The sequence below is a fragment of the Cytobacillus sp. FSL W8-0315 genome, assembly GCF_038002905.1.
Classification (GTDB): Bacteria; Bacillota; Bacilli; order Bacillales; family Cytobacillaceae; genus Cytobacillus; species Cytobacillus pseudoceanisediminis.
Genome location: NZ_JBBOOC010000001.1, coordinates 125,121 through 138,638, shown reverse-complemented (window position 1 = coordinate 138,638; position 13,518 = coordinate 125,121). Strand labels below are relative to the sequence as shown.

The 13,518-nt window shown below is 43.7% G+C and carries 12 protein-coding genes; 10 read left to right on the top strand and 2 right to left on the bottom strand.

The genetic code is table 11. The features are described from left to right. Positions 1 to 48: 48 nt before the first annotated feature. Both MKY20_RS00780 and MKY20_RS00775 read right to left on the bottom strand, forming a co-directional pair. Complete coding sequence (locus MKY20_RS00780; protein WP_019380224.1) at positions 49 to 396, bottom strand: DMT family transporter; 348 nt, start codon at positions 394 to 396, stop codon at positions 49 to 51. 1 nt (position 397) lies between these two features. After that, entirely contained in the window at positions 398 to 721 is a 324-nt protein-coding gene (locus MKY20_RS00775) for a DMT family transporter (RefSeq protein ID WP_019380225.1), read from the bottom strand. Positions 722 to 889: 168 nt separating this feature from the next. Here MKY20_RS00775 and MKY20_RS00770 point away from each other — a divergent pair, with 168 nt between their 5' ends. The 10 genes from MKY20_RS00770 to xylF all read left to right on the top strand — a co-directional run bounded on the left by MKY20_RS00770 (position 890) and on the right by xylF (position 13,308). Beyond that, a complete protein-coding gene (locus MKY20_RS00770) occupies positions 890 to 2,098 on the top strand; it encodes an erythromycin esterase family protein (protein WP_251174134.1) in 1,209 nt (402 codons plus the stop codon). Between the two features lie 46 nt (positions 2,099 to 2,144). Continuing rightward, entirely contained in the window at positions 2,145 to 3,002 is an 858-nt protein-coding gene (locus MKY20_RS00765) for a manganese catalase family protein (RefSeq protein ID WP_009335405.1), read from the top strand. 134 nt (positions 3,003 to 3,136) lie between these two features. Then, positions 3,137 to 3,910 carry a TerC family protein gene (locus MKY20_RS00760; RefSeq protein ID WP_019380227.1) on the top strand — a complete coding sequence of 258 codons (774 nt, stop codon included), beginning with the start codon at positions 3,137 to 3,139 and terminating at the stop codon, positions 3,908 to 3,910. Between the two features lie 231 nt (positions 3,911 to 4,141). Continuing rightward, positions 4,142 to 5,254: a sugar ABC transporter substrate-binding protein gene (locus MKY20_RS00755; RefSeq protein ID WP_071157348.1), complete on the top strand. Its 1,113-nt coding sequence runs from the start codon at positions 4,142 to 4,144 to the stop codon at positions 5,252 to 5,254. A gap of 81 nt (positions 5,255 to 5,335) precedes the next feature. Then, positions 5,336 to 6,856 carry a sugar ABC transporter ATP-binding protein gene (locus MKY20_RS00750; protein WP_071157350.1) on the top strand — a complete coding sequence of 507 codons (1,521 nt, stop codon included), beginning with the start codon at positions 5,336 to 5,338 and terminating at the stop codon, positions 6,854 to 6,856. A gap of 12 nt (positions 6,857 to 6,868) precedes the next feature. Beyond that, a complete protein-coding gene (locus MKY20_RS00745; protein WP_071157352.1) occupies positions 6,869 to 8,044 on the top strand; it encodes a sugar ABC transporter permease in 1,176 nt (391 codons plus the stop codon). A 212-nt stretch (positions 8,045 to 8,256) separates the two neighbouring features. After that, a complete protein-coding gene (locus tag MKY20_RS00740; protein ID WP_019380231.1) occupies positions 8,257 to 9,234 on the top strand; it encodes a sugar ABC transporter substrate-binding protein in 978 nt (325 codons plus the stop codon). After that, positions 9,231 to 10,670: a sensor histidine kinase gene (locus MKY20_RS00735; protein ID WP_071157354.1), complete on the top strand. Its 1,440-nt coding sequence runs from the start codon at positions 9,231 to 9,233 to the stop codon at positions 10,668 to 10,670. Before MKY20_RS00740 ends, MKY20_RS00735 begins: the two co-directional genes overlap by 4 nt. Continuing rightward, complete coding sequence (locus MKY20_RS00730) at positions 10,667 to 12,208, top strand: response regulator (protein WP_251156701.1); 1,542 nt, start codon at positions 10,667 to 10,669, stop codon at positions 12,206 to 12,208. The genes MKY20_RS00735 and MKY20_RS00730 overlap by 4 nt, the downstream gene beginning before the upstream one ends. Continuing rightward, entirely contained in the window at positions 12,205 to 13,308 is a 1,104-nt protein-coding gene (gene xylF, locus MKY20_RS00725) for a D-xylose ABC transporter substrate-binding protein (RefSeq protein WP_071157356.1), read from the top strand. Before MKY20_RS00730 ends, xylF begins: the two co-directional genes overlap by 4 nt. Positions 13,309 to 13,518: the final 210 nt, after the last annotated feature.

The following is a 13,518-nucleotide window of genomic DNA, read 5'->3' as shown; positions in this document are numbered from 1 at the left end:
AAGGGAAAAGGCATAAATGAAGATAAGTCATGGAAACATAAAAGAGCCCTAACGTGAAGGCTCTTTTGCAGTCTCTTCATTACTGGAAGAATTCAATGCGATTATTCCGCCGATAATCAGTATGATTCCCAGTATCTTGAGGCTGCTGAATGCTTCTCCCCATAGTACGGCACCGATTAACGCAGTTAACGCTGTTCCTGCTCCTGACCAAATGGCATAAGCCAGACTTAATGGAATGGTTTTAAGACATAATGATAGGCAATAAAATGAAAGTGCATAGCCAAACAAGACTCCTGCAGATGGCAGCGGCACCGTAAAGCCATCCGACAGCTTAAGCATGGTGGTGGCAAAAATCTCTCCTGCGATTGAGACTGTTAAATAAAAGTATCCTCTCATATTAATGGCCTCCACCGCTATTTAATAAAATAACTCCTCCAACTATTAAAGCCAGTCCCAGAATCTTTTTGTCATTTACATTCTCTTTATAGATGGTGATTCCGACCAAGGCTGTCAGCACGGTCCCGAGGCCAGCCCAAATCGCATAAGCCACACCAAGCGGCAGTGTTTTTAACGATAATGATAACGAATAAAAAGCTACACCGTATCCAATGATTACACCAAGGGATGGCAGTAGTTTTTTGAATCCGTTTGTTGCTTTAAGCATGGAACTGCCAAACACTTCACTTACAATGGCTAATGCTAAAAGTAAATAGGCATTCATAATATCTCCCCAATTCTTCTCCGAATGGATTCAATTTATTTTACCTTTTCGAAGGTTCTCTTTGCCAAGTATATGAATGAAAGAAAAAGTGAAACCAATTAATTTCCAATTCGTAATCATAGTTATCTTATAGGGAGATCTCCCCGGTTTTGTGATGGAGGTTTGTTCATGAATTTCATAACAAGAAAAACAAGATCACTTTGGATAGATCAAATAGCCAGCAAGAGCTGTGAAATAACGGTTCCATCTGATTTTACCTGTATGGATCCATATGTTGAGGGGAAAAGGGTTGTGATGCTGGGAGAGAGCAGCCATGGAGTCGGGGATTTTTACACAGGCAAAATAAATATGATTAAGTATTTGCATAGTGTCCATGGATTTAATGTGGTTGTCATGGAGAGCGGTCTGCTTGAAGCGGTATTTTGCAGAAAGCTTTTGAAAGACCTCCCTGCTGAGGAGAAAATTCAGCATGGCCTTCTGGATATTTTTCATAATGAAGAAATGCTCCCTTTATTTCAGGAATCCTGGGCGAACCGCCTGCATATCGCCGGTATGGATATACAGCCCGCATACCCGCTGATATCGCAAAATATGCTGGAATGGCTCAAGTTTAATACAGATGAAGAAGTATATGCTTCCATTCATCAGGCAGAAACAGTATTTTTCAATATTGATGAGGAGATAAGGGGACAAACGAAAATAGCTAAGAAGGCTAAAGAAAAGATTCAAATGTGTATGGATCTATATCAGTCCAGTCTGGAGCTTTTTGAGAGCAGATTGAAGGAAGATGATATAGAAAAAGAAAGGAACCTTAAGGTTATAGGGCGGGGACTCAAGAACCGTTTGAAGTGGCTGGAAATCAATACAAAAAGCTGGATTGCTTCAGGAGTCATGCGGGGAACGTATATGTTCAGAAATCTGCAGTGGTTATTGGAAGAGTATTACAAGGGTGAAAAGGTCATTGTGTGGGCTCATAATTTTCATATTAGAAAAAGCAAAACAGTCACTTCTAAGCTGTTTGGTATCACGAATGTCGGACAGCAGCTATCAAAATGCTATGGCGATCAAGTTTACTCCATAGGTTATTATGCCGGAGAAGGTGAGCTTGCCTCCCTGCTTAGAGTGAACTTTCCCATTAATTTGTCTAAAAAACAGTTAGAAAGTTTACTTCTGGAAGCCTGTAGGCATGACAGTTTTGTGCCTTTATGTGAAAAGGGGCTTCCAAAGCGGAACTGGCTGAATCGGAGGTGGCGGCTCCTCGAAGCTGGCATGATAGGGCTGTTGCCTATTGCCATATATCCGCAAAAGCACTATGACGGCATCATGTTTTGCAGAAAGGTTAAGCCTCCTGCTTATTTTATGAATAGGCTCCTTTAGGCAAGGCATTCTAATTAAGAATGCTGGAAAAAGGAGAATGATGAACATGTACTTTTATAAAGAAGATTTAATTAATATGATTGTGCCGGATAAGCCGGATCCGCATGCGGCGAAAGTGCTGCAGGAGGCGTTGGGCGGGCAGTTTGGCGAAATGAGGACGCTGATGCAGTTTTCATTCCAGAGTGCAAATTTCAGAGGAAAAGCGAAGCAATATCGTGATCTGATCAGAGGTGTGTTTTTGGAAGAGCTAAGTCATGTTGAACTCGTTCAAACTACGATTAATCAGCTTCTAAATGATGCTGGCGGAAGTATGCCAGGCAATCAGGCTGAAGATGGGGCTCCATTGGACGATGTGATTCAAGGAGGAGCTAACCCTCATCATTTTATTATGGGGGCAAAGGCATCTCTTCCTGTCGATGCTGGCGGTAACCCGTGGAACGGATCCTGGGTATATGACCACGGCAACCTGGTGGCCAACCTCCTGAATAATGTCGTTCTTGAATCGACAGGTGTTCTCCAGAAATCAAGGATTTACGAGATGAGCAGCAATAAGACGCTAAGAGAGACGATTGCCTTCCTGATTGTCCGGGATAATGCCCATCAAAATGCATTCGCAAAAGCACTGGAAACGTTAGGAGTGGATTGGGGCAAAATATTCCCGATTCCTAATTACGATTTAAATAAATACCCTGAATGCCGAAAATATGTGGAAATGGGCTTCCACAATGCCCAGTTTAATTTCAGGCTTGATGATACCCGGATCGGTGAGGTTTTCCAGGGGACCACTCCAAGCAGAAATGGCGGAGACCTTGCCGTGGTAGAACCGCCAAAAGGCTATCCTGTTCCTGAAATGCCTGATATGCCAAATGAGCATGCCCCGGGTCTTTTTGATTTGAATAATTAGTTTTTTTCTTCTGGCGTCCTGAATATAGGACGCCATTTTATTATATATTTTTAAGGTTTCCTTCAGCAATTTTGGGGAATCTATAGTTATCGAATCAATGAAGAACATTTTTGCTGCAGAAAGGAGTGTCGCGGATGGAGTCCATTTGGCTCGAGTATGCCTGGGCATTATTGATATTAATTGGTCTGGAAGGATTGCTGTCGGCTGACAATGCTCTTGTCTTAGCCGTCATAGCGAAGCATTTACCGGAAGATCAGAAGAAAAAGGCAATTAATTATGGAATCATTATGGCTTTCGTTTTCCGGTTTGGTGCGCTTTTTGCCATTTCATTTATTGCAAACGTCTGGCAGATCCAGGCGATTGGAGCAGCCTATCTATTGTACCTTGGCTTAAAACATGTAATTAAGGCCAAGTTCGGAAAAGAAAACGAAAATATTCGTGAGGATGTGAAGGAAGAAGCGGCAGGGAAAGGATTTTGGCCAACTGTAGGGAAGATTGCATTAGCCGATCTTGCCTTTGCCATCGATTCGATTCTTGCTGCTGTTGCGCTGGCACTAGGTCTGCCGGATTCACCGCTTGACGATTTCGGCGGCATGGATGGCGGCCAGTTTATTGTAGTGGTTCTAGGCGGGATTGCCGGACTGATCCTGATTAAGTTCGCGGCTACCTGGTTTGTTAAACTCCTTGCTAAACGGCCGGCATTAGAAACAACTGCTTATGCGATTGTCGCCTGGGTTGGTGTCAAGCTTGCTGTTATTACACTTGCCCATGAGGATATCGGTGTCCTTGATCATCATTTTCCTCATAGTACAGGCTGGACATTGGTCTTTTATGGCGTATTGGTGGCCATTGCCCTGTTTGGCTGGTTTGCGCCGGGTAAGAAGCAAACTGAGGGTGAAGCTTTATAAAGAGAAATGCGTTGATCTTTGGATTAACGCATTTTTTTATGGACATAAAAAATGCAGCTAGTGCAGCTGTCTTTTTTTTATTGTGGAAAAAAATTTGAGATTGAATTAAGTATAAAAAATTACAGGTGATATTAAAAGAGTGCTAGTGATAACGCTTTCACGGGCTGGTAATAAAGTTATAATTTTTCCTGTAGGCAGGTAATTTTTATCCATTATAAAGGGGGAAAAAGAATGAAAAGAAAGTGGAAAGTCATTTCTCTTATGCTGACGGTTATGATGTTTGCGTTTATTGCAGCAGGATGCAGCCAGGGCACTGGCGGCGGAAGCAGTGAGGTAAGTGTCGGAATCGTTTTGCCAACGAAAGATGAGCCCAGATGGGTTCAGGATGAGCAAAGATTTAAAGATGCGTTAAAAGGAACGGAATATACAACTGAGATTTTGTTTAGCCAGGGATCTTCGGCTAAGGAAAAAGAAAATGTAGAGACATTGCTGAACAAAGGGATTGATGTGCTGATTATCTGTCCGCAAGATGGCGATGCAGCTGCTGCAGCGGTTGAGGCTGCGAAGAAAGATGGGGTAAAAGTCATATCCTATGACCGTTTAATTACCAATACAGATGCAATTGATTATTATGTAACATTTGACAGCCTTGCTGTAGGAGCTGCACAGGCACAATACCTGGCAGATAACGCAACGGGCAAGGACGTGCCTCTGTATCTATACGCAGGCGCTGCTTCTGATAACAATGCTTTCCTATTCTTCCAGGGAGCATGGAGTGTGCTTCAGCCTAAGATTGCAGATGGCACATTCAAGATTGCTAATTCAAGCGAAGCCGAAGCTTTGAAAGAGACAGCTGATCTGTCCCGTGACCAGCTAAGCAAAATCATTGGCCAGGTGACAACGAACTGGGATCCAAACGAAGCGAAGAACAAGGCACAAACGCATTTGACTGCAGCTTCTGACGATATGAAGGGCGATGTGGCAATTCTTGCTCCGAACGACGGAACGGCCCGTTCCATTGCAGATGTTTTTGGAACTGACAGTGCAGTATCCAGCTATCTTGTAACAGGTCAGGATGCAGAGAAGGCTTCCATTCAATACGTTATTGATGAAAAGCAATCCATGACAGTATTCAAGGATGTTCGTACTCTCGTGAAAGATGCAATGGGCATGGCGATCGATATCCTTGAAGACAAAGACCCTGAGACAACTGGTTCTTACGACAACGGCAAGATTGAAGTAAAAGCAAAGCAAACAGATGTAATCGTTGTCGACAAAGATAACGTGAAAAAAGAACTGATTGATTCTGAATACTATAAAGCGGATGAATTTACAGGACTTTAATCAATAAAGGAGGAGAAATAGTGATAGATGCTTCTATCACTATTTCTCCTTCTGATAGCTGTTTGGCTAGGGGGAATCATAATGAACGATAATATTTTGGAAATGCACGGGATTTCCAAGGAATTTACAGGTGTCAAAGCGCTCAGCAATGTCAATTTCAAAGTGGAGAAAGGTGAGATCCACTGCTTGATTGGTGAAAACGGAGCAGGTAAATCCACACTGATGAAGGTGCTCAGCGGCGTATATCCATATGGCACATATGAGGGTGACATTGTATTTGAGGGCAGTGTGCAGCAATTCAACAAGATCAGTGACAGTGTAAAAGCAGGAATCGTCATTATCTACCAGGAACTTGCATTGTTTCCGGATCTCACAGTCTATGAAAATATCTTCGCGGGCAATGAAATTAAGCAAGGTGGAATTGTCGATTGGAACCGGACCATTGCTGAAGCTAATAAAATGCTGGATAAGGTTAAGCTCGATGTGAATCCAGAAACGCTCGTAAAAGACCTGAGCGTTGGAAAACAGCAATTAGTTGAAATTGCCAAAGCTTTAAGCAAGGACGTGAAAATGCTTATCCTGGATGAGCCGACTGCAGCACTTAATGAGGATGACAGCGAAAATCTTCTAGATTTGTTAGGGGAGCTGAAAGAGCAGGGAATTACCTGCATCATGATCTCCCATAAGCTGAAAGAAGTCATCTCGATTGCAGATAAAGCGACTGTGCTTCGTGACGGCCAAACCATTTGTACCCTGGACGCCTCAAAAGGAGAAATCTCTGAAAATGTCATTATTAAAAACATGGTCGGCAGGGAGATTGAAGATATTTATCCAAAGAGGCCGAACAAAACATTTGGCGATCCTGTTCTTGAGCTTCGCAGCTGGTCCGCGTATGCTGTGCATTTGGGCAGGCAGGTTGTAAAAGATGTTAATTTTCATGTTAAGAAAGGAGAAATTGTCGGGATTGCGGGCTTGATGGGGTCAGGCAGGACAGAACTTGCCCTGAGTATTTTCGGAAATCCAAAATCTTATAAACTACACGGCGAACTATTGGTGGATGGCGTTCCAAAAACGCTGAAGCATCCGAGTGACGCCATCAGGTCAGGGATTGCGTACGTGACGGAAGACCGAAAAGGGGACGGCCTGTTTTTAATACAGGATATTAAAAACAACATTTCTGCGGCAAACCTCAAACGGATTGCTGTAAATGGAGTGATTAATGATAACGAAGAAGTAAAGGAAACAATGGAATATAAAAAGTCCATGTATATTAAAGCATCTTCCCTTGAACAGGTTGTCGGCAATTTGAGCGGGGGGAACCAGCAGAAAGTGTCCCTGGGCAAATGGCTATTTGTCGGGCCGAAATTGCTGATCCTGGACGAGCCGACGCGGGGCATTGACGTTGGCGCTAAATTCGAGATTTATACGATTATGAATCAATTGATCGAGGAAGGTATGAGCATCATTATGATTTCTTCAGAACTGGGTGAGGTTCTGGGGATGAGCGATCGTGTCTATGTCATGGCGGAAGGCCAAATTAAAGGCGAGCTGTCGATTGAAGAAGCAAATCAGGAAAGCATCATGCAGCTTGCTACGCAATAGGAGGTTAAACTAATGGAATTTATTAACGAAGCGAAAACGCTATTTAAAGATAATATCCGTGACTATGGCATGTACATTGCCTTATTCGTGATTATGCTCACCTTCACCATGATGACTGACGGTCTGTTTATGTCTTCGCGAAATATAAGCAATCTGCTGGATTCAACGGGATATATCGCTGTCCTTGCAGTGGGGATGACGCTGGTTATCGTGATCCGGCACATTGACCTCTCAGTCGGGTTCGTCGCTGGATTTTTGGGAGCGATTGCTGCGATTCTCCTGACGGGAATGGGAGTAGCGTTTTATATCACCATTCCGATTATCCTGGTGATGGGTATTTTTGTCGGGCTATTCAATGGCCTTTTAGTTGCAAAGTTTGGTATCCCATCCTTCGTAGCTACTCTTGCAGGAATGCTGATCTTTAGAGGTGCACTCCTTCAGGTAACAGAGAAGACCGGGACCATTATCGTCAAGGATGATGGATTTAATGCAATCGGAAACGGATTCATTCCTTCGATTATGCAAGTGAATGGACTGCATCTCCTGACACTGATTCTGGGTGTACTGGCCATATTGCTGTATATATACAGTGAAATTTCCACGCGGAAAAACAAGATCAACTATCAATTCGAGGTAGTGTCAAAAGGGATTTTTATTGTCAAATTAGTTTTTGTTTCTGCAATCATTTCCTATATTACCTGGATCCTGGCAGGCTACAATGGATTTTCCTGGACGGTTGTCATTATGCTTTTAGTGGTTGTCATCTATCACTTTCTGACAACGAAAACCGTTCTTGGCAGACATATATATGCTGTGGGAAGCAATCCGGAAGCGGCACATCTGAGCGGAATCAATGTAAATAAAATTACGTATATAGTATTCGGTTCAATGGGGATGCTGGCAGCTCTTTCCGGCATATTATTCACCTCACGTCTTCAGTCAGCGACTACAACAGCTGGGACATTATTTGAACTCGATGCCATTGCAGCTGCTTATGTCGGCGGGGTTTCTTCTGCAGGGGGCGTGGGCAAAATCACTGGTGCCATTATCGGTGCTGTAGTCATGGCCTCTTTATCAAGCGGCATGAATCTGCTCGGGGTAGGGGTTTCCCTCCAGTATATGATCCGCGGAGGCGTATTGGCGGGTGCTGTGATTTTTGATGTCATGACCCGGAAGAAGAGAGGGTAGATTACCAGTTTCCTGCATTAGCAGTTTCGAAAATGGGGCATCCGGCAAAAGGATGCCCTTAAAATGCAGGTGGGCAGCATTTCCTAAAGCACCGATTATCCTCCTGTTAACAGCAGAAAATCCTCTCTCTTTCTAACTCTTCTATAAGCCTTAAAAAGGTGATATGATTAAAATTATTTAGCTGTTCATACTTAGGAAACGGAGATACAGCCTTGCGTAAAACGGGTATTTTAGTATTTTGTCTTACATGTATCGTCCTTGGTTATTTTACATTTACGCTATCAAAGAAAGCGTTTACATCCGAGTGGGACCTCCCAGCTGCATCAGATGGCCAGGAAGCGAAATATCGGCTTGTCCTGATAACGCAGGAATTAGAGACCCCTTTCTGGGATAAGGCAGGTATTGCTGCACAGGAACAAGCACGGAAGGATGGGGCAAGCCTGGAAGTCTGGGGAAGTTATGGAAAGAATCAAGAGGAATTTTTGAAAAAGTTAGAGATAGCCATTCAATCAAAAGTGGACGGCATCATTGTTCAGGGTCTGGACACTCAGGAATTCAAAGATTTAACAAAGATAAAAGCAGCTTTTTATGGAATCCCGATTATTACGGTGGCCAATGACGTGGCCAAATCTGAAAGTTTGAGAAAAACGTACGTCGGCTCGGATCAATATCTGGCCGGGCAGTTAATTGCGAAACAGCTTCTTGACGATATGGGCCATAAAGGAAAAGTCATTCTCATGGGTGACAAGCATAAAGAGTTTTATCAGCGGCAGCGCCTTGATGGCATTCATGAAGTACTGAAGGATTATCCAAATATCCAGACAGTCTATGCGGAAACGACTGATGTTAGGGAGGAAATTATCGCTGCCACTCAGAACATGCTGAATCAAAATCCGGATACTGATAGTTTTATAGCTATTAAGGCAAATATAGCCGGAGCGATGATTCAGGAAATTGGAAGGCGATCACAGGTAGAACCTTATTATATCTATTCTTTTGACGATGGTCCGGATTCAATATCTTTGCTTACTCAGGGGAAACTTGATGGAATCATTGAACAGTCTCCTGAAAAGATGGGAAGCCTCAGTGTAGAGCTGATTTTGAAATGGCTTAGGGATGAAGAAGTGCCGCTGAAATCTGAAGGCTATCTTACCGATATCAGGATATTAAAGGCGATGGAAAAGCAATGAACAAAATTCATAAGAAAATCTGGACACTCACGACTGTGATTCTATTGATTATGGCAGCCATATGGATCACACTCACCTATTATAATCAGAAAACTCAGAATCAATATAATGAAATTCTTCAGCGGTACCTTCGAATGAATGAAGTTACAAGAACAAGCCAGCAGATGATTGCAGACTTGAATAACTACTTCATCACGCCTATTCCCGAAAATCTGGACAAACTGAACAAAAGTAGGAGAAAAATAGAAAATGCAAAAAGGGAAGTTTCATATCTTCGAAATTCAGAAAATGATTTCGCTTTGACAAATTATATGAATTTGATTGACAGCCTGGTTGAGACAACTGACCGCTCCCTTCTTTATTTTAATGAAAAGGAGACAGAGGATTCGGCAAAGGAATTCTCAAAAGCGACGCGCATCTCGATGTATATCTCCGAGATGACGCTGACGCTGATTGATAGTGAACTGAATACGTATGAACGGCTTTACCGGGGGATTATTGACCAGTCCGAAGAAATCAAAAAACTGGGGATTTGGCTGATGCTGATGATCACCTGCCTCTTAATGTTCTTAACCTATGGCTTTTCCTTAAGCATTACGAAGCCTGTACAGAAGCTGACCCAGGCAGCCAATGAGTTATCGAGGGGCAGATTTCACTTGCCGATAAAGGTTGATTCGAATGATGAAATTGCTTTTCTTGCCCAGACCTTTGACCGGATGCGGATTAATATCAATAACCTAATTTCAGAGATCCAGCATAAGGCGCAGCTGGAGCATGAGCTGCAGGAAAGCAAGTTATTGCTGAAGGAAAGCCAGCTCTTGAACCTGCAAAGCCAGATTAATCCTCATTTTTTATTTAACACATTAAATACCCTTTCCAAGAAAGCCTATCTGGAAGGCTCTCATGAAACCAGCGACCTGCTTGTTAGTGTTGCCGGCCTGCTGCGCTATAACTTAAAAAGGCTTGATAGGCCAGTAACACTTAGAGAAGAAGTGATGGTCCTGCAGCAATACATGGATATTCAAAAAGCCAGATTTACAGATCGCCTGCATTTGAAAATGTCAATAGATGAAACGTGTCTGAATGTGGACATTCCGGGTCTCACACTGCAGCCGATCATCGAGAATGCCGTCAACTATGCAGTCGAGCCAAGAGAAGATGGGGGAATTATCTGGTTTCGCATTCAGGACGGAAATGACTGTGTGATTATAGAAGTGGAAGACGATGGTCCAGGTATTGAGGAATTTAAAATTAAACAGATTCTTCAAGGGCAGTTCATTCAAAAAGATGGAAACTCTACGGGCATAGGGTTTACCAATGTTGTCAGGCGTTTGCGCCTTTTTTACGGCAATGAAGATGTCATGAACATTGAGAGCAGTGCTGCCGGCACAAAAGTAGTAATAACAATACCGAAAGATAGGAGGGGGGCAGCATGACAAGACTCCTGATCGCGGATGATGAACAAATTGAACGGGAAGGACTGGAAGTGATTCTGCAAAAGGCCTTTCCTGGCGTTGAAATCATCCAGGCCAAAAATGGAAAGATGGCCGTTCAATTGGCTAAAGCGTTTAACCCTGATTTAATCCTGATGGACATTCAGATGCCAGGGCTGAATGGCCTGGAAGCTATTAAGCAAATCAGTGAAGCCGATCCGCATATTAAATTTATTATGATTACAGCATTCGATACATTCGATTATGCCCGGCAGGCGATAAAGCTTGGGGTCAAGGATTATTTACTGAAGCCAAGCAAGATAACGGAAATTGAAGCAACAGTTGGGAAGGTGCTTGAACAGATTGAGGAAGAGCGGAGATTCCGTGAAATGACGAAGCTTCAGCAGGATGCGCTGCAAAAGGCTCTTCCGGTCATTGAGACGGATGTAGTGACACAGCTGCTGTTCGATCATGTCCATGAAGTTCATCTGGATATGCTGGTGGAAATGCTCGATATTCGCTCAACAGATGAACAGTTTGTCATGAGCATCCTGCTCCCTGATGGACAAGAACACCTCTATACCTCGGTCAAAGAGAAGGTCAGGCTAGCAGGCAGTGCATGGGTAGGTGCACTATATGGCCGCCAGCTTCCCATCATCGTTTTTAGGAAAAAACAGCAATCATTCCGTTCACAGGCCATATTTATAGCCGGAGAAATTCTGTCTCTTGCGAAAAAAGGCTTATCAGAAGGCTGGTTCGTCGGGATTGGGAACGCTTGTGGATCAATGCAGTCCATCCGTCAGTCCTATCAGGAATCTCTTATTGCCACCCTGGATTCAACCCTCCCTGTTAAATACCGATTTTATTCCGATGTGCCAGTGCTTAGCGCAGGGGAAGATCTGCAGCTGACCAAAGAGCGGGAAAAACAGTTTTTCGATCAAGTCAGGCTTGGTAAATGGCAGCAAATCAGCTTAAGTGTAATGGAAATGATCCAGCGATGTGAAACAGAAAGGGAAGGGGTGATTCAAGCGCAGCAGCGGGTGCTGCAGCTGCTCTGGATTGCTTCACGTGTAATGAGTGAGATAGGGGTTGAAGCTCCTGCGCCATTGTTTGCGTATCAAACCCAGGATTTCCGGCAGCTGCGCGCTGAAACGAGTCAATTGGTAAAGCAAATGAAGAAGGCGTATATGGAGCATTACGACAGGCTGGAAGCGGATACTATCCACCAGCTGAAACAATATATTACCGAACATTCCCACGAGGATATTTCTCTTGAAGCATTGGGTAGGAAAGTGGAGCTAAGCCCGATCTATATCAGTAAAATGTTCAAGGAGAAACTCGGGATAAATTATATCGATTTCCTGACTGAATGCCGTATTGAAAAAGCAAAGAAGCTGATGGCGGATCACGGAAAAAGCCTGAAAGAAATCACCTTTGAAGTGGGCTATCATGAACCGAACTATTTCAGCAAGGTTTTCAAAAAAATGTGCGGCCAGTCACCGACGGAATTCCGCAAAACCCTTCTGGGAAAAAAAGAATGATGGAAGAAAAAGGGGCAAAACAGATGGATAGGATTCAATGGAAGCTGACTCTGGCTGCGCTGTTTCTGGTTTGCCTCCTGTCAGCCTGCCAAACGGAAACAGCACTCAAAAAAAATCCCAGGAAAGCAATTCCTTCTGCAGGCGAAGTGCAAGTAAGAGGGGATGGGGAGAAAGCCGTTAAGATCGGCTTTTCAATGGATACTTTATTGGAAGAGCGCTGGCTGAAGGATAGAGATTTGTTCAAAGAGGCCGTAGAAGAACTCGGAGCCGAAGTGGAGATCATGGCTGCGAATGGGGATGATGCGGTCCAAATATCACAGGCAGAAACATTGATTAAACAGGGGGTCGACCTGCTGGTTGTCGTTCCACATAATGCTGAAGCCACCGCTTCGATCGTCAAAAAAGCTCACGAGGCAGGCATCAAAGTCATCTCATATGACCGGCTAGTGAAAAATGCCGATATCGACTTATATATATCCTTTGATAATGAAAAGGTTGGAGAGCTGCAGGCAAGGGCCATCACCAAACTGGTTCCTAAAGGGAAGTATGTGTACATTGGCGGAGCAATCACTGACCATAATGCCCATTTATTTAAACGAGGAGTCTTTAACGTGCTTCAGCCTTTAATTGAAAAAGGCGATATACAGATTGTATATGATCAGTGGTCCAGAGATTGGACGCCTGCGAATGCATTTGTAAATATGGAAGAGGCTCTTAAAGCCAACCAAAATCAAATAGATGCCGTGATCGCAGCCAACGATGCTACCGCAGGCGGAGCCATCCAGGCACTGGCAGTGCAAGGGCTGGCAGGGAAAATTCCTGTAGCAGGACAGGATGCTGAGCTTGCCGCTGCCCAGCGGATCATCAGAGGTACCCAGACGATGACGGTATACAAACCTATCGGCACGCTCACCAAAGAAGCTGCTGAACTAGCGGTCAGGATGGCGAAGGGAGAAAATATAGAAGCAAGCCGAAAAATTAATAATGGAAAAATCGAGGTGCCCTCGGTCCTTCTTTCGCCAATTGCTGTCGATAAACACAATATGGATCGTACCATTATTGCAGATGGGTTTCATTCCAGAGAAGAAGTTTATAAGTAGGGACGATAGGACATGTACACATTCCCGGCCCCAACTGGGACGAGGAACCTGTCCTAATGTCCCTATTGCATGAACGGGTCTGCGCTGGTATGATTAATATAATTAAAATGAAATGGAGGTTTTCCTGTTGACAGCATCAATGAGATTAAGAAACCCGCTTTTCAATCGTTAATTGAATACGTTTGAAGGCTCTGCCTATGTTCAGAGCAA

What these genes read in the sequence shown, in the direction of transcription:
- MKY20_RS00775 (WP_019380225.1), bottom strand. Translation starts at nt 721, where the DNA reads ATGAATGCCTATTTACTTTTAGCATTAGCCATTGTAAGTGAAGTGTTT.
- MKY20_RS00780 (WP_019380224.1), bottom strand. Translation starts at nt 396, where the DNA reads ATGAGAGGATACTTTTATTTAACAGTCTCAATCGCAGGAGAGATTTTT.
- MKY20_RS00755 (WP_071157348.1), top strand. Translation starts at nt 4,142, where the DNA reads ATGAAAAGAAAGTGGAAAGTCATTTCTCTTATGCTGACGGTTATGATG.
- MKY20_RS00735 (WP_071157354.1), top strand. Translation starts at nt 9,231, where the DNA reads ATGAACAAAATTCATAAGAAAATCTGGACACTCACGACTGTGATTCTA.
- MKY20_RS00760 (WP_019380227.1), top strand. Translation starts at nt 3,137, where the DNA reads ATGGAGTCCATTTGGCTCGAGTATGCCTGGGCATTATTGATATTAATT.
- MKY20_RS00770 (WP_251174134.1), top strand. Translation starts at nt 890, where the DNA reads ATGAATTTCATAACAAGAAAAACAAGATCACTTTGGATAGATCAAATA.
- MKY20_RS00765 (WP_009335405.1), top strand. Translation starts at nt 2,145, where the DNA reads ATGTACTTTTATAAAGAAGATTTAATTAATATGATTGTGCCGGATAAG.
- MKY20_RS00750 (WP_071157350.1), top strand. Translation starts at nt 5,336, where the DNA reads ATGAACGATAATATTTTGGAAATGCACGGGATTTCCAAGGAATTTACA.
- MKY20_RS00730 (WP_251156701.1), top strand. Translation starts at nt 10,667, where the DNA reads ATGACAAGACTCCTGATCGCGGATGATGAACAAATTGAACGGGAAGGA.
- MKY20_RS00745 (WP_071157352.1), top strand. Translation starts at nt 6,869, where the DNA reads ATGGAATTTATTAACGAAGCGAAAACGCTATTTAAAGATAATATCCGT.
- xylF (WP_071157356.1), top strand. Translation starts at nt 12,205, where the DNA reads ATGATGGAAGAAAAAGGGGCAAAACAGATGGATAGGATTCAATGGAAG.